8 protein-coding genes and 1 pseudogene are annotated in these 17,015 nt (G+C 43.1%); all 9 read left to right on the top strand.

Going from position 1 to position 17,015, the window contains the following annotated elements; translation table 11 throughout:
- Positions 1-333: pseudogene (locus DWX28_RS19735) on the top strand (VirB6/TrbL-like conjugal transfer protein, CD1112 family); the annotation flags it as partial.
- 23 nt (positions 334-356) lie between these two features.
- Positions 357-728 carry a PrgI family protein gene (locus tag DWX28_RS17460; RefSeq protein WP_117440227.1) on the top strand — a complete coding sequence of 124 codons (372 nt, stop codon included), beginning with the start codon at positions 357-359 and terminating at the stop codon, positions 726-728.
- Positions 729-873: 145 nt separating this feature from the next.
- Positions 874-3,531, top strand: coding sequence for a VirB4-like conjugal transfer ATPase, CD1110 family (locus DWX28_RS17455; RefSeq protein WP_119243037.1), 2,658 nt, complete (start codon positions 874-876; stop codon positions 3,529-3,531).
- 17 nt (positions 3,532-3,548) lie between these two features.
- Complete coding sequence (gene srtB / locus DWX28_RS17450) at positions 3,549-4,313, top strand: class B sortase (RefSeq protein ID WP_117570371.1); 765 nt, start codon at positions 3,549-3,551, stop codon at positions 4,311-4,313.
- 17 nt (positions 4,314-4,330) lie between these two features.
- Positions 4,331-6,748, top strand: coding sequence for a C40 family peptidase (locus DWX28_RS17445; RefSeq protein WP_117440230.1), 2,418 nt, complete (start codon positions 4,331-4,333; stop codon positions 6,746-6,748).
- A gap of 17 nt (positions 6,749-6,765) precedes the next feature.
- Positions 6,766-7,101, top strand: coding sequence for a DUF4315 family protein (locus DWX28_RS17440; protein WP_002594794.1), 336 nt, complete (start codon positions 6,766-6,768; stop codon positions 7,099-7,101).
- Complete coding sequence (locus DWX28_RS17435; RefSeq protein WP_117440231.1) at positions 7,091-7,756, top strand: CD1107 family mobile element protein; 666 nt, start codon at positions 7,091-7,093, stop codon at positions 7,754-7,756. Before DWX28_RS17440 ends, DWX28_RS17435 begins: the two co-directional genes overlap by 11 nt.
- A 72-nt stretch (positions 7,757-7,828) precedes the next feature.
- Complete coding sequence (locus DWX28_RS17430) at positions 7,829-9,922, top strand: type IA DNA topoisomerase (protein WP_118254320.1); 2,094 nt, start codon at positions 7,829-7,831, stop codon at positions 9,920-9,922.
- 26 nt (positions 9,923-9,948) lie between these two features.
- A partial coding sequence (locus DWX28_RS20440) for a DEAD/DEAH box helicase family protein (protein ID WP_118254317.1) occupies positions 9,949-17,015 on the top strand: 7,067 nt, incomplete at its 3' end.

Genomic DNA, 17,015 nt, shown 5'->3' with positions numbered 1-17,015 from the left:
GGGGAGTTCTCGGAAACCTACCATAGTGATATGGCAAGGCGCCGGGTTCTTACCCTACTGTATTCGTCAATCGGTGCAATTCCGTTTGCCACTATGAGCAACCGGGAATGGGGACAGATTGGCAGCAATTATTTAAGAGGATTGTTTGCACTGGCATTTCAAGGATTTTTTATCATGATGTGCGTGGGCATTTATTCTGTATTGGTTGCCAACATACAGGTATCAGATAATGTGCATACAGCACTGCTCAGTGTAATGGCTTATACAGTAATACTATGCTTTAGTCTTATGAAAACAGGTAATTTTTCAAAGAGTATCTTTAATGCACACTAAATGTGGAAAAGGAGACGATGAAAATGGCTTTTGTATCAGTACCAAAAGATCTGACAAAAGTAAAAAATAAAATTATTTTCAATCTTACAAAACGACAGCTTATCTGCCTTGGTATTGCAGCGGCAGTAGGGCTTCCGTTTTATTTCCTGTCAAGGGGATTGATTGGTTCGAGTAATGCGGCAACCGGAATGTGTCTGCTGATGCTTCCGGCTTTTTTATTTGCCATGTATGAAAAAGATGGACTTCCTTTAGAGAAAGTCCTCAAAAACGTGATTACAGTAAAATTTATCCGTCCCCCGGTACGGAAATATGAGGTGGAAAACCTCTATGAAAAAAAGAAAATTATGACAAAAGCGAAAGGAGGTACCGTTCGTGGAAAAATTAAGAAACGATAAGAATCTTCCAGAGCAGACAGAAGAATTTTCCCATCCGGATGACTGGTGGCTGGATGAAGAGGATTCTGCTGATGGTTTACCAGTGTTTGATCCGGACGAGGCAGAAAATTATGCAAAGGACAGACAGCGTTTGACGGGAGTACCGATGGTTACTGGGTATGAAGCACTGGAGCGACACCGAGGTGTTCGCAGACCAAGACGTAAATTAAGCAGACGGGAAAAACGTGCCTGGAAAAAAGCCCAGAAATATGAACTGAAATTACATAAGGCACACGAAAAGGAAGAGAAAAAACTTGCGAAGCAGGCGGCAAAACAGGCTGCTCGTGAAGAAAAGGCGGCACAGAAACAGGCAAAGAAAGAAGAAAAGCATAAAAAAAAGACAAAGCCGCCGGGTTCTGTAAAATCCAGCGAGGAAAAAGGTGCTGCAAAGAAAATATCCAGCACGAATAAAGACAATAGAAATAAAGGGAAAAACATTACCGCACAGCAGTCCATCCCATATAGAGAAATGGGAAAAGACGGAATCTGTCGTGTGGAGGATGGGTATTATTCAAAGACGATTCGTTTTTATGATATCAACTATCAGTTAGCACAGAATGAGGATAAAAATGCAATTTTTGAGAACTGGTGTGATTTCCTGAATTATTTTGACAGCACCATCCATTTTCAGTTGTCCTTTATCAATCATCACAGCAACATGATGGAATATGAAGATGTGATCCGTATTAAAAAGCAGAATGACAGTTTTGATAATCTGCGTATGGAATTTGCCCAGATGCTTAGAAATCAGTTGGCAAAAGGAAATAATGGTCTTGTCAGAACCAAGTACATTACATTTGGAATTGAAGCTGACAATATCCGGGAAGCAAAACCAAAACTGGAACGTATTGAAACAGATATACTCAATAATTTTAAGGTTTTTGGGGTATCTGCGTATCCGTTAAATGGTGTAGAGCGTTTGCAGATCATGTATGAAACATTCAACCAGAATGTCAAAGTGCCATTCAGGTTCAGCTATGATGATATGCTGCGTACCGGGCTGAATACAAAGGATTATATTGCTCCATCCAGTTTCCTGTTCAAAAATGGAAAGGATTTTCAGATGGGAGATACCATCGGAGCAGTATCCTATCTGCAGATTCTGGCACCAGAGCTGACGGATAAAATGCTTGCTGAATTTCTGGAAATGGACTGTAACCTGCTTGTTAATCTGCATATTCAGTCCATTGACCAGATGAAAGCAATCAAATTGGTTAAAAGTAAGGTTACGGACATTAACCGCATGAAAATTGAGGAACAGAAAAAAGCGGTACGCTCCGGATATGATATGGATATTATTCCGTCTGATCTGAACACATATGGTGGAGAGGCGAAAAGGCTTCTGGAAGATTTACAGTCGAGAAATGAAAGAATGTTTCTTGTGACGGTTGTGTTTTTAAATACAGCAAAAAATAAACAGGAACTGGAAAATGTGGTATTCCAGACGGCAGGTATCGCACAGAAATATAACTGTGCATTAAAAAGACTGGACTATCAGCAGGAACAGGGCCTTATGAGCAGTTTGCCACTTGGAAGAAACTGGATTCCGATCAAGCGGGCATTGACTACCACATCGACAGCTATTTTTGTCCCATTTACAACGCAGGAACTGTTTATGGGCGGAGAATCTATCTATTATGGGTTAAATGCCCTGTCTAATAACCTGATTATGGCAGATCGGAAAAGGCTGAAGAATCCAAATGGGCTGATACTTGGTACTCCTGGATCTGGTAAATCCTTTGCAGCAAAAAGAGAGATTACCAATGTATTTATTGTCACAAAAGACGACATTATCATCTGTGATCCGGAGGGAGAATATTTTCCGTTAGTCCGGGCATTTAACGGGCAGGTTATCCGTATTTCTCCGACCAGTCATGATTACATCAATCCAATGGACATTAACATCAATTATGCGGATGATGACGATCCGCTATCTCTGAAATCAGATTTTATCCTTTCGCTTTGTGAACTGGTAGTAGGAGGGAAAAATGGTCTGGAACCAGTGGAAAAAACAATCATTGACCGATGTGTACGTCTGGTATATCAGGACTATCTTGCTGATCCGGTCCCGGAGAAAATGCCAATCCTGGAAGATTTATATAATCTGCTTCGCAAACAGGAAGAGGCAGAGTCGCAGAGGCTGGCAACTGCACTGGAAATCTATGTAAATGGTTCCCTGAAGGTGTTTAATCACCGCACAAATGTAGAACTGAATAATCGTCTGGTATGTTTCGATATTAAAGACCTTGGTAAACAGCTTAAAAAACTTGGCATGTTGATTGTTCAGGATCAGGTTTGGAATAGGGTAACAGTCAACCGTTCTGCACATAAGTCAACCAGATATTATATTGATGAGTTCCATCTGTTGCTGAAAGAGGAACAGACAGCAGCATACAGTGTAGAAATTTGGAAGAGATTCCGTAAGTGGGGCGGTATTCCGACTGGTATCACGCAGAACGTAAAAGATCTGCTTGCTTCAAGGGAAATCGAGAATATCTTTGAAAACTCAGATTTTATCCTGATGCTTAACCAGGCATCTGGGGATCGACAGATTCTGGCAAAACAGCTTAATATTTCAACACACCAGCTTTCCTATGTAACAAACAGTGGAGAGGGAGAAGGACTGATCTTTTATGGAAATACAATTATTCCATTTAAGGACAGATTCGATAATACCCTTATGCTTTATGCGTTGATGTCATCGAAACCGGAAGATGTAGAGAAGCGTGAAAAACTCGGCATTAAAGGCAGAGACGATAGTTAAAGGGGCAATGGCAGAGCATGAGAAAATGGGTGGCAGGATTATTACTTTCTATATCCGTTATATTGCTTACGATCAGTCTGTATTTCCTGATGGGATTTTTTGTGCAGGAAAGACAGGATAACCAGTTACAGCAAGAGTTACAGGAACTTATGCAGGAAAAAGAGGACGATTCAGAGGAAGATACTTCCGACGATTTAGAGGTAGATGCTGGAATTTTGGCATTGCATGAAGAGAATCCAGATTGTATTGGCTGGCTGACCATTGATGGAACGAGAATAGACTATCCGGTCATGTACCGGCCCGGAGATAAAAATTATTATCTGCATCGGGATTTTAACGGGGAATATTCTGCAAATGGCTGTTTATTTCTGGCAGAGGAATGTGTACCAGGAAATTCGGACAATCTGATCATATATGGACATCACATGAACAGTGGAAAGATGTTTGCTGACCTTGAAAAATATAAGGACGAAGGATTTTACGAAGAACATCCGACAATCCTGTTCCGCACGATATGGGGAAATGAACAGTATCAGATATTTGCAGCATTTACAACACCCGTTTATACAGGGAATGATTTTGATTATTACAGTTTTATCAAAGCGGGAACAGTGGAGGATTATAAAAAATTTGTTGCTTCCGTTAAGGAAAAATCACTTTATCAGACAGGAACAACAGCAAAATACAGAGATAAGTTACTTACACTGTCTACTTGTGAGTATTCCCAGAAAAATGGGCGTATGGTACTGGTTGCAAAGAAAAATAACGGAAAATTACCATAGATCAGGAGATGATGACCATGCAGGAGCATGAATATAAAGCAAGGGACAAGACTGTCCAGAAAATGAGCCGGGATGGACTCCGGGAAAAAAATCTCCGCAGTAAAAAGGAAAAGCGGATTACCGGGCGTGAGGCAGATGAGAAGAAAATAGCCGGACACAGGGAACAGGAGCTGGACTTTGGAAAGGTCAGAAAAACTCATACTGCAGAAGAAACAGTTGAGGGAGTGAAAGAAGGAAAACACAGACTGCAGTCCAGACACGCTTTTCTGGAACAGGAAGAACTTGCGGAAGCGGAAGAAATGGAAAACTCAGAAATGAGTGATGATAAAGCAGGCGGGGAGAAATCTCCGTCTGTTTCACGTTCCAGACTTCGTAAAGAGAGTATCCGGGGACATCCGGGACGTGATGCTGAAACATCGGAACCGGACAGGCAGAGCCGAAAGAAAAAGATGGTCGTAGCTTATGCAGCGAAAGAGCAGAAACGCTGCCATGAAAAGTCAGAAGTTGATGAAAAATCAATGGAAGATTTTCGGGAAGAGATTAAAGGAAAGACGAAAAGGGAACAGACGCTAAAAGAACAGAAAAAATCAAAATCCCGTCTTTCCTTTGAAGATGAAAGTAAAGGTATGATTCCCGGTAGCGGAATGGCAAGAAAGGGGGCAAACGTTGTTTCAGAAACGGTATCTGCCTATGGTCAGAAAAAAATCAGAGAGGATACCGATGATAATGCTGCTCTTGATGCAGCAGATCAGATGGAATTTGCGGGAGAAAGCCTTGCAAGAAAGTCAATTTACGTTCGGGAACGGTTGAAAGAAAACCGACAGAGAAATAATCGGTTGAGGGAAACCGTTTTGGAAGAAACAGAAAAATCTCGCCTACAGTTTAGCACCAGTGCTTCCAATGAAGCAAAAAAGGCGGTTCAGAAAGAAGCAGAACAGAAGAAACAGTCTGCATTAAAGAAATTATTGCAGAAAAAGCGTTACCAGAAGCAGTATCAGGCTGCGAAACAGGGAAAAGCTGTGAAAGACGCAGTGCTTGTAAACGCACAGCGATTTACGGAAAAAGCCAAAGCTGCGGTCAAGGAGCTTGTGGCACAGAACAGAAATATCCTCCTGTCCATAGGAGTTCTGGTGCTGCTGTCTGCGTTAATGGCAACGAGCCTGTCAAGCTGTGCTGCGTTATTCCAGGGCAGTTCCAATGCTATTATTTCTACCAGTTATTCCAGTGAGGATGAGGATATTTATGCTGCGGAAAATGCTTATGTGGCATTGGAAAATGCACTGAATGAGCAGATCAATCAGATGAAAGCAAACCATTCCGACTATGATGAGTTCCAGTTCCAGATTGATGAGATCGGACACAATCCGTATCAGCTTATTTCTTATCTGACAGTCAAGTATGGCGGTTTTACCTATGCTGAGGTTGCAGACGAGATTCAGGAGATTTTCAGAGAGCAGTATGGCTTATATACAGATTCGACAAGAGAAACTGTAACAGAAAAGAAAACAGTCAGGGTTGGAGAATCACTGGGACAGGTTGTGACCAGTGGATATTGCAACTGTCCGATCTGCTGCGGGCAGTGGAGTGGAGGCCCGACTGCAAGTGGAGCATATCCACAGGCAAATCACACGATTGCGGTGGATGCTTCCAATCCATTTGTGCCAATGGGAACCCATGTTGTTATGAATGGAGTGGAATATGTAGTAGAAGATACAGGAGCATTTGCAAGATATGGTGTTCAGTTTGATGTATTTTACAGCGATCACGCTTCTGCATCAGCACATGGACATCAGACCTGGGAAGCATACATAGCAGACAGTAATGGAAGCCAGGAGGTGGAAGTAACTACAACAAGAGAAGTAAACCGGCTGGACGTAACACTTACGAACCATAACCTGGATGCAGTTTTAAGAAACCGTATGACAGATAAGGAACAGGAGCAGTATGACGCTTACAATAAATACTATGGAAATCGTGATTATCTGTTTGACCTTAATACAATTCCGACAGGCGGGGCAGGTTTTGGATATGATATTCCGGCAGAAGCACTTTCTGATCCGCAGTTTGCCAAGATGATCAGGGAAGCGGAAAAATATCTGGGTTATCCGTATGTATGGGGTGGTGCATCGCCATCTACCAGTTTTGATTGCTCTGGTTTTGTATGCTGGGTAATCAATAATTGTGGAAATGGATGGAACGTGGGAAGAACAACAGCGGACGGACTTCGTTCTTATTGTTCCTATGTATCTCCATCGGATGCAAAGCCGGGCGATCTGATCTTTTTCCAGGGAACTTATGATACGCCGGGAGCGAGCCATGTTGGAATTTATGTAGGAAATAACATGATGATTCATTGCGGGAATCCGATTCAGTATACAAGCATTGCAAGTTCTTACTGGCAGCAACATTTTATGGCATTTGGCAGACTTCACTAGAAGGGAGTAAATAAGAGATGAATATGCGGTTAAAAAAGGTTCTGGATGACATTCAGAAAACTGAAAACAAGATTCTGGAACTGCAGGAGCATGTAAGGCAACTGAGAATCCAGAAAAAGCAGATGGAAGATGCAGAAATCATTAAGGCAATCCGTTCCATGAAGATGGACAGCCGAAAGATGCTGACTTTTCTGGACGGGATTCAGAATGGAACAGTTACCATGCAGTTTGATGAAGAGGGCAATCTTTCTATGGATAGTTCTGAAACAGGTATAAAGAAAGAAGAAAATATGGACAGAGAAATGTCAACCGGACTGATAGAAGAAAGAGAGGATTTGGAAGATGAAGAATAAAGTAATGAAAAAAATTTTGATGATTATGTTGTCATCAACAATACTGATGGGTTCTGCCAGTGTGACCGCTTTTGCACAGGCAAATGAAAACGCAGAGCAGGCTGAAACTGCGGAACAGGTGATAGAAGAACAGCCGGCGGAGCAGCCTGCCGCAGAGGGAACACCGTTTTCCACGTCGGGAAACGGACAGCTTGTGGATGATAAGGAGAATGACAGTTCCAAGCAGTTTCTGACGGTACAGACAAAGAATGGAAATACCTTTTATATGGTCATTGACCGTTCCGGTACTTCCGAAAACGTGTACATGATGTCACTGGTAGATGAAAATGATCTGGCAGAGTTCTTAGGCGAAAACGAGGAAATCGAGAAAAAAGAGGAACCAGCAGTTGTTCTTCCGGAAACGACTGCAGCACCAGAACCAGAAACTACCGTACAGCCAGAAACAGAAGTAAAACCGGAATCCGGTGGTAATAAAATGTTTGGCTCTGCGATCCTGGGCGGCGGTATTGTACTGGTATTCGGTGGTTTAGCTGCTTTTGCTTTAAGTAAATTCCGAAAGAAAAAAGAGGACAGTATTGTAGAGGAAGGTCTGGAATTTGCTGATGACAGTTACATCAATGAAGATGAAGAAAATGCGGAAGATCAGCAGAAATAACAAAAAAGCATAAGGTATGGAGAAAGGGCAGTTCTTTATAGACTGCCTTTTTGACAGGAAAAGGAGGAAAACATGGCGAAATTTTTAGTGATTGCAGAGAAACCGAGCGTGGCACAGAGCCTTGCAAAAAATTTATCTGCTTATCAGAGAAAGGACGGGTATCTGGAGGGGAACAGTTGCATCGTCAGTTGGTGCCTGGGGCATCTGGCAGAGTATGTCCCACCGGAAATCTATGATGAAAAATATGCAAAATGGCAGTTTGAGGATTTACCGATTATTCCGGAAGTATGGAAAGTTCAGGTATCAGAGGATAAAAAGAAGCAATTTGATGTGATATGCAGCCTGATGAACCGGGCAGATGTAGCATATCTGGTGAATGGCTGTGATGCCGGAAGAGAAGGAGAACTGATTTTTAAAAGAGTTTATGATCTGGCAGGCTGTCAGAAACCAGTGAAGCGTCTGTGGATCAGTTCAATGGAAGATGAAGCAATTCAGAAAGGATTCCAGTCATTAAAGGCCGGGAAAGAATATGCAGGTCTTTGTAATGCTGCGGTATGCAGGGCACAGGCAGACTGGCTGATCGGAATGAACGCAACGAGAGCCTACACAACCAGATATTTTAAACGTCTGGTAGTTGGCAGAGTGCAGACACCAACGCTTGCTATGCTGACGGAAAGAAAAGAGAAAATTGAGCATTTCAAGAAAGAAGCCTATTATAAGGTTTCCCTGTCAGATGGAAGACTTGCGGTAATTTCAGAAAATATTCAGTCTGAAACAGAAGCGGAAGAATTAAGAAAACTCTGTGATGGGACAGAAGCTGTTGTGACCAGAGTGAAAAGAGAACAGAAAAAGACTTCTCCGCCCAAACTTTATGACCTGACCAGTCTGCAGAGGGAAGCAAACCGATTTTTCGGATACACTGCACAGAAAACATTGGATATGCTGCAGGAACTGTATGAAGAAAAGATGGTTACTTATCCGAGAACAGACAGTCAGTATGTAACCGAGGATATGAAAGAAACGGTAAAAATGCTTGCCGAAGGCATGACAGATTTTCTTCCGTTTCTGGAATCTGGACAGATTAGGGGAAACATAGATCGTGTGGTTAATAATGCAAAGGTATCTGATCATCATGCAATCCTACCGACAAAAGAAGCAATGGAAAAAGGCATGGGAGGACTTTCCGGTAGAAAGAAAAATCTGCTGATGCTGATCGGACAGCAGCTTGTTCAGGCAACAGGGGAAGAGTACCTTTATGAGCAGACAGAAATTTCCGTACAGTGCAAAGAACATGAATTTACTGCAAAAGGAAAGCTGCCTGTGCAGATGGGCTTCAAAGAAGTGGAAGAAGCCTTTCGGAAATACTGTGTAAAGGATAAGAAATCTGATGAACCGGATAATAAGACAGAACTTCCAGAAGGATATGAGGAAGGAATGACTCTTGCCTCTGTGAAAGCAGAGAAGAGTACACATTACACTTCTCCGCCGAAGATGTTTACCGAAGATACTCTGCTTGCTGCAATGGAAACAGCGGGAAATAAGGAATTTGATTCTGAAACAGAGAAAAAGGGATTGGGGACACCGGCAACCAGAGCCAATATTATTGAGAAGCTGGTATCTTCCGGGTATGCAGAACGTAAAGGAAAACAGATTTTTCCTACGGTGGCAGGCTGTGAGCTGATTCATGTAATGCCGGAGAATCTGAAATCCGCAAGCCTGACAGCAGAATGGGAGAATCAGCTTCTGATGATGGAAAAGGGAAAAATCCATGATGATGAATTTATGGATGGGATTGTATCTATGATTACCGATGTTCTTTCAGTATGCAGGGCGATTCCAGAAGAAGAACGGAATCGTTTTCAGACTGCAAGGGAAGTAATTGGGAAATGCCCGGTATGCGGTTCCGATGTATATGAGGGTAAGACCAATTATTATTGTTCTGACAGAAGTTGTCCGTTTGCTTTATGGAAGTCAAATAGGTTTCTGGAAAGTATGAAAAAATCAATGGATAAAAAGATGGCAGTGGAGCTTCTGAAAAAGGGACGTACCCATGTAAAAGGACTGTATTCCAAGAAAAAGGACAGCAAATTTGATGCTGATCTTGTACTTGGGGTAGAAGATGGAAAAGCCAGATTCAGTCTGGAATTTCCTAAAAAGAAAAAATAAAGCACAGTCAGAAGGAGGAATAGGTTATGGCTCGTTTAGATGAGATACGTGGACTTGCAGAATATCATGCAGCCCATATCAGCAGTTCACCAAGGGACTGGATGAATTATCTGGATACCGCAGCCAGGTTATACAGGTATCCATTTATGGATCAGCTTTTGATCCACGCACAGCGTCCAAAAGCAACTGCCTGTGCTTCGCTGGAATTATGGAATGAAAAAATGCTGCGGTGGGTAAACCGAGGAGCAAAGGGAATTGCTCTTTTGGATGAAACCATGCAGAAAACAAGACTCCGATATGTATTTGATATTCAGGATACTCATAAGGTAAAAGGTGGAAGAACCCCTTACCTGTGGCGGTTGCAGGAGAAGCAACAGGAGGAGTTATTAAACCATTTAGAAGAAGTTTATGGACTGGAAGCTAAAGATACAGGAAGTCTTTCTGATGCACTGATGGCAACAGCGAAGTATATGGTAGAAGAAAATCTGGATGAATACCTGGATGGCTTGACATATGTGACGGAAGGAACATACCTGGAGGAGCTGGAAGAAAATACCATACGCAGCGAATTTCGCAGTCTGTTGACAGACAGCATTTATTATACGCTGGCTTCCAGATGCGGACTTGATCCGCTGGAACGGCAGGAAGAAATGGACTTCGTACATATCACAGACTATAACAGTTTATCGGTGCTGACATTTATTGGAAATGCGACGAGCATGGCCAGTGAGTCTGTGCTAGTGGATATTGGAAGATTTGTACACCGTATTTCATTAGAAGAAATGAAAAAGGGTATTGAAAATTCGGATGAAAGGAATTATAATAAATTTAACACGTTAATTCGTGAAAGCGAAGAAAACAACAACAGAATCATAGAAAACGAATATTCACAGGAAGATGAAGGAGGAAATGAGCATGGAACTGACATATCATCGCAAAGGGGATTATCTGTTTCCGAATCTGACAATCCAGGAGACAGAGGTACAGATCGGGAAATACGGAATGCTGCGGAGGACATTTCTGAAGGAACACAAGAACAGCCTGTATCAGAGCCTGTTACTGACTGGGAAACTGAACAGCCATCTGGAAGAGATCGAGAAAACAGCACAGAAGAGATTGGAAGTACAGATAGCGAAACTGTTGGAGAAGAATCCGGCACCATCGAAAGAGGAGAACCCGATGGCGTGGACAGCACATATGAACAGTCTGACGGCAACAGCGGAAGAGAGCATCTTGACGGAATTGGTGTACAGCTAATCGAAGACACAAGTGAAGATCAGTTAAGTAAAGCAGAGGAAGAAATTGCCTCTGCTTTATCTTTGCCCGAACTTCCATCTGTAAATGAACAGAAAAGGGAAATCGAAAACAGAATAGCTTCCCTCTATGCTGGGGAGATTGCCATTCCAAGTGAGGTGGTCGATGAGGTTTTAAGAACCGGAGGAAACCGAAGCAAGAGCCAGCTTCGTATTATCTATAATTTTATGAGTGAGCAGACACCGGAAGAATATACGGAGTTTGTGAAGCGGGAGTATGGGACTGGTGGAAAGGGATTTGAAATCAATGGTATGGAGTATTCGGTCTGGTTTGATGAAACTGGATTGCAGATTGCAGTAGGGCATACCGTTACCGATCAGATTCTGGATAAAGCGTTTTTGTCCTGGGAAGATGTGAGTGGCCGTATCCATCAGCTTTTGAAACAAGGCGAGTATGCACCGCAGTCCGTACTTGATGTTGCAAGGAAGAATGCGATAAAGGAACATGCCCAGGCACTTGCCTATATGAAAGCGGATATGGCAGAGGGTGTAGCAGAACTTGTCTTTGATGAAGAGGATTTACCACATCTTCACAGTATTTATCCGGAAATTACTGATTATCTGGAAGAGAAACTAACAGATCCGCAGTGGCTGGCAGATCTGAACGAACGTCTGGAAGGACTGGCAATGGCTTATGAGGAAGATAAAAGTATTATGCGGTTCCGCACCTATAATCCAATCAGAATATCCGGACAGTTCCAGAAATTTGCCGCAGAAGTAATTCCATACAATGCCAGAGATGAATTCGCATGGCAGGAACATAAGGTATTTATTACTCAGGATGAAATAGATGCTTTTCTTGCCGGTGGAGGTCCGTATTCGGATGGAAGGCTTTCTACCTATTCTTTTTATCTCCTGAATGAAGATGATAAGGCAAGGACAGATTTTATCAAGGAAAAATATGGGATAGGCGGTCAGAGCCATGCTTTATGTGGAGCAGACAATTCACATGCAGATTATGACGGGAAAGGTTTGAAGCTGGAGAGAGGGGACTATGGGAATCCAGATATTTCGGTGTTGCTGCCCTGGGCAAAAGTTGCAAAAAGAATCGGCTATCTGATTGATAACCAGCAGTTCTTACGTTCTGCAGATTATTCCCGTATGCCGGAATATGAGAGGGAACGGATTGCAGGAAAAGTGATCAGTTTTTATGCAAGACTGCCAGAAGAAATTGAGCGTCCGTTTAAGCAGGATTTTTTTAATGAAGAAGCAAGAAAAGAACTTCCTGTTATGCTGAATGATTCGGAGAAGTCGCAGAAATTGTTACAGGCGATGGACGATGCACTGGCAATGCTGCCACTGGATTTTGAATCAGTGAATGAAACTTATGAGAAGAAATTACAGCTTTTGACCGAAGTATATCAGTATGTGGAAGGCAGCTATACGATTTTCCCGGCACAGGAAGTACCAGATCAGGCAGATGGCTTAAATGGATACCAGATGTCTTTATTTGATATTGTGAGTGCTTCCGAACCAGAAGAAAATACAGAAGAACCAGAAGTGGAAGAGTCGTCTGCAGAAATGGAGGAGGTACAAAAAGGAGAACCAGAATCAGAATCTGTAATTGTACAGGAACAGTGGGACGAGAATGTATTTGAATATCAGGGGTATCATTTTGAACCAGTGGGGATTCTTCCGCAAGGTCTGGAAGGGAAAGAACTGGTAAACCAGACAAGAGGAAATACAGAATTGCACCTGACTACCTACGAGCGAGAAGATGATATTTTATATTCCTACGCAGGATTCTATGAGGCAAGTGGTTCATCAAAAGCTGATATTTTCCGGTGTATGGAAACTGGACGAAATTATATTCCAGGGGAGAACGAACTATTTGGCTATGAGGGAGAATTTTTACCATATCTACAGAATGAGCAGGTGCAGGAACAGGAACCGCATAATTTCCATATTACGGACGATGACCTTGGGGCTGGTGGTCCGAAAGCAAAGTTTAAAGCAAATATGGAAGCTATCAGGCTGCTGAAAGAACTGGAACAGGATCAGAGATTGGCAACACCGGAAGAACAGGAAGTGTTGTCAAGATATGTTGGATGGGGCGGTATTCCACAGGCTTTTGAAGAAAGAAACAGTGCCTGGGCAGAGGAATATACGCAGTTAAAAGAAGTCCTTACGCCAGAAGAATACAGTGCAGCAAGGGCATCAACGCTGAATGCCTTTTATACTTCTCCGACGGTCATCAAGGCTATGTATGAAGCACTTGGAAACATGGGACTGAAGCAGGGAAATATCCTGGAGCCGTCCTGTGGAGTAGGAAACTTTATGGGACTTTTACCGGAAAGTATGGGTGCTGCAAGTATGTATGGTGTAGAACTTGATCCGGTTTCCGGGCAGATTGCAAAACAGCTTTACCAGAAGAACAGGATTGCAGTACAGGGATTTGAGGAAACCAGTTACCCGGACAGCTTTTTTGACAGCGTGATTGGAAATGTACCGTTTGGGGCATATCAGGTCAGTGACCGCAAATATGACAGATACCATTTTATGATCCATGATTATTTTATTGCAAAATCCTTAGACCTGGTACGTCCGGGCGGAGTGGTGGCAGTTGTTACATCAAGCGGTACGATGGATAAGCAGAATCCGGAAGTCCGACAGTATTTTGCAAATCGGGCAGATCTGCTTGGGGCAATCCGCTTACCGAACAATGCTTTCCAGAGAAATGCCAATACCAGTGTGGTTGCGGATATTCTGTTTTTCCAGAAAAGGGACAGGGCTGCAATCACAGAACCAGACTGGGTACAGTTGAAAACCACACCAGAAGGTTATACAGTCAATTCCTATTTTGCTGACCACCCAGAAATGGTGCTTGGAGATTTCAAAACAGAAAGTACCCAGTACGGAAAACAGGAAGTGACGGTAAAGGCAAAAGAGGGAGCAGATCTGGCAGAACAGTTAAAAGATGCGGTACAGCATATCCAGGGAACCATCACAGAGCAGGAGATTTCGGACACGGAACTGGAAGAACAGGTGGTATCCATACCGGCAGATCCGGATATTAAGAACTTCAGCTTTGCACTTGTCGGAGAGGATATTTATTACAGGGAAAATTCTGTTATGAATAAGATGGAACTTCCTGTTGTGACAGGCGAACGTGTCAAAGGCATGGTTGCCATCCGGGATGCAACAAACAGGCTTCTGGAACGGCAGTTGGAAGAATGCAGTGATGAAGAGGTTGCCAGCTTACAGGCTGAATTGAACCGGGTTTATGACAGCTTTACTGCAAAGTATGGATTACTCAACAGCAATGCAAATAAAAGGGCATTCAGCATGGACAGCAGCTATTGCCTTTTGACTTCCCTTGAATTTCTGGACGAAAAGGGCGAGTTGAAGCGGAAAGCAGACATATTTACGAAAAGGACGATCCGCAGGGCAGAACCGGTAACATCGGTGGATACTGCAAGTGAGGCACTGGCGGTATCTATCGGGGAAAAGGCAAAAGTAGATATTCCTTATATGATGCAGCTTACCGGAAAAACAGAGGAGGAGGTCACAGAGGAGCTTACAGGCGTTATCTTTAAGAATCCGCTTACAGATAAATGGGAGCCATCCGATGAGTATCTTTCCGGAAATGTCAGGGAGAAGCTGAACATTGCAAGGCAGTTTGCAGAAAACCATTCAGAATATATGGTCAATGTGCAAGCACTGGAACGGGTACAGCCGAAAGACCTGGACGCTTCCGAGATTGAAGCAAGGCTTGGTGCAACTTGGATTTCTCCAGACTATATTACAGAGTTCATGGCAGAAACATTCCATACACCACGACAGCATATCAATTATGAGCGTATCAAAGTACAGTATGCGGAAGTGACCGGACAGTGGAATGTAAAAGGAAAGAACGTGGACAGCAGCAATAACCCGCTTTCCACCGCAACTTACGGAACACAGAGGGCAAATGCTTACAGGCTGTTGGAGGATGCACTGAATCTGCGTGACACAAAAATCTATGACACGATACATGATGCGGATGGGGAACATCGGGTACTGAACCGGAAAGAAACTACCCTGGCACAGCAGAAGCAGGAACTGATCCGGGAGGAATTTAAAGAGTGGATCTTTAAGGATATGCGTCGACGGGAAGCACTTTGCAAAATTTATAATGAACGGTTTAACAGTGTAAGACCAAGAGAATATGATGGCAGTCATATCCAGTTTGTCGGAATGAATCCGGAAATTAAGCTGATGGAACATCAGAAAAATGCGGTGGCACATATCCTTTATGGAAATAATACCCTGCTCGCACACTGCGTAGGTGCAGGCAAGACGTTTCAGATGATCGCAGCCGGTATGGAGAGCAAGCGTTTGGGACTGGCACAAAAGAGCCTTTATGTGGTTCCAAACCATTTGCTGGAACAGTGGGGAAGTGATTTCTTACGCTTATATCCGGGAGCAAATATTCTGGTAGCAACGAGGAAAGACTTTGAACCGGCAAACAGAAAACGGTTCTGTTCCAGAATCGCAACCGGGGATTATGATGCGGTCATTATTGGACACAGCCAGTTCGAGAAAATCCCGCTTTCCAGGGAAAGACAGATCGTATTGCTGGAAGACCAGATCGCAGATATTACCTATTCTATTGAAGCGGCAAAAGAGGAAACAGGACAGCAATATACGGTTAAGCAGATGGAAAAAACAAAGAAAACCCTGAAAGCAAAACTGGAAAAACTGAATGACCAGACACGAAAGGATGATGTAGTGACTTTTGAGCAATTAGGCGTGGACAGGCTGTTTGTGGACGAGTCACATTATTACAAAAACCTTTTTTTATACACAAAAATGCGGAATGTGGCAGGCATTTCACAGACCGATGCACAGAAAAGTTCAGATATGTTTATGAAATGCAGATACATGGATGAGATTACCGGGGGAAAGGGAATCACGTTTGCAACGGGAACACCCGTATCAAACAGTATGACTGAATTATACACCATTATGAGATACCTCCAGTATGATACTTTAATGAATATGGGAATGGGACATTTTGATTCGTGGGCAGCAACTTTTGGAGAAACAGTTACGGCAATCGAATTGTCACCGGAAGGGACGGGTTATCGTGCAAAAACACGATTTGCCCGTTTTTTTAATCTTCCAGAGCTGATCTCCATATTTAAAGAAGCTGCGGATATTCAGACTGCGGATATGCTGAATCTTCCTGTACCGGAAGCAGAATATATCAATGAAGTGTTAAAGCCGAGTGAGAAACAGAAAGAAATGGTGGAAGCCTTTTCGGAACGTGCAGAACAGGTTCGTGGCGGTGCGGTAGATCCAAGGGTAGATAACATGCTCAAGATTACCAACGACGGAAGAAAATGTGCATTAGACCAGAGGCTTTTAAATGATATGCTTCCAGATGCAGGGGAAAGCAAGGTAAATGCCTGTGTGGAGAATGCTTTCCAGGTATGGGAGGACGGAAAAGATACACAGGCTACCCAGTTAATTTTCTGCGACCTCAGCACACCGAAAAATGATGGAACATTCAACGTGTATGATGATGTAAGAAACAAGCTGGTGGAACGGGGAATCCCGAAAGAGCAGATTGCATTTATCCATGAATACAATACGGAAGTAAGAAAAGCGGAGCTGTTTGCAAAGGTGAGGGCAGGGCAGGTAAGAATCCTGATGGGTTCCACTCCGAAACTCGGTGCTGGTACCAACGTCCAGGACAGATTACTTGCACTGCATCATCTGGACTGTCCCTGGAAACCATCTGATGTAGGACGGATTTTGCGGACATTCAAAATAAAAAAGAATGTGGAGGTAACAGA

This window comes from Blautia sp. AF19-10LB (genome assembly GCF_003461245.1).
Classification (GTDB): Bacteria; Bacillota; Clostridia; order Lachnospirales; family Lachnospiraceae; genus Blautia_A; species Blautia_A intestinihominis.
This window is presented reverse-complemented; position numbering and strand designations above follow the sequence as displayed.

What these genes read in the sequence shown, in the direction of transcription:
- DWX28_RS17460 (WP_117440227.1), top strand. Translation starts at nt 357, where the DNA reads ATGGCTTTTGTATCAGTACCAAAAGATCTGACAAAAGTAAAAAATAAA.
- DWX28_RS17455 (WP_119243037.1), top strand. Translation starts at nt 874, where the DNA reads ATGGTTACTGGGTATGAAGCACTGGAGCGACACCGAGGTGTTCGCAGA.
- srtB (WP_117570371.1), top strand. Translation starts at nt 3,549, where the DNA reads ATGAGAAAATGGGTGGCAGGATTATTACTTTCTATATCCGTTATATTG.
- DWX28_RS17445 (WP_117440230.1), top strand. Translation starts at nt 4,331, where the DNA reads ATGCAGGAGCATGAATATAAAGCAAGGGACAAGACTGTCCAGAAAATG.
- DWX28_RS17440 (WP_002594794.1), top strand. Translation starts at nt 6,766, where the DNA reads ATGAATATGCGGTTAAAAAAGGTTCTGGATGACATTCAGAAAACTGAA.
- DWX28_RS17435 (WP_117440231.1), top strand. Translation starts at nt 7,091, where the DNA reads ATGAAGAATAAAGTAATGAAAAAAATTTTGATGATTATGTTGTCATCA.
- DWX28_RS17430 (WP_118254320.1), top strand. Translation starts at nt 7,829, where the DNA reads ATGGCGAAATTTTTAGTGATTGCAGAGAAACCGAGCGTGGCACAGAGC.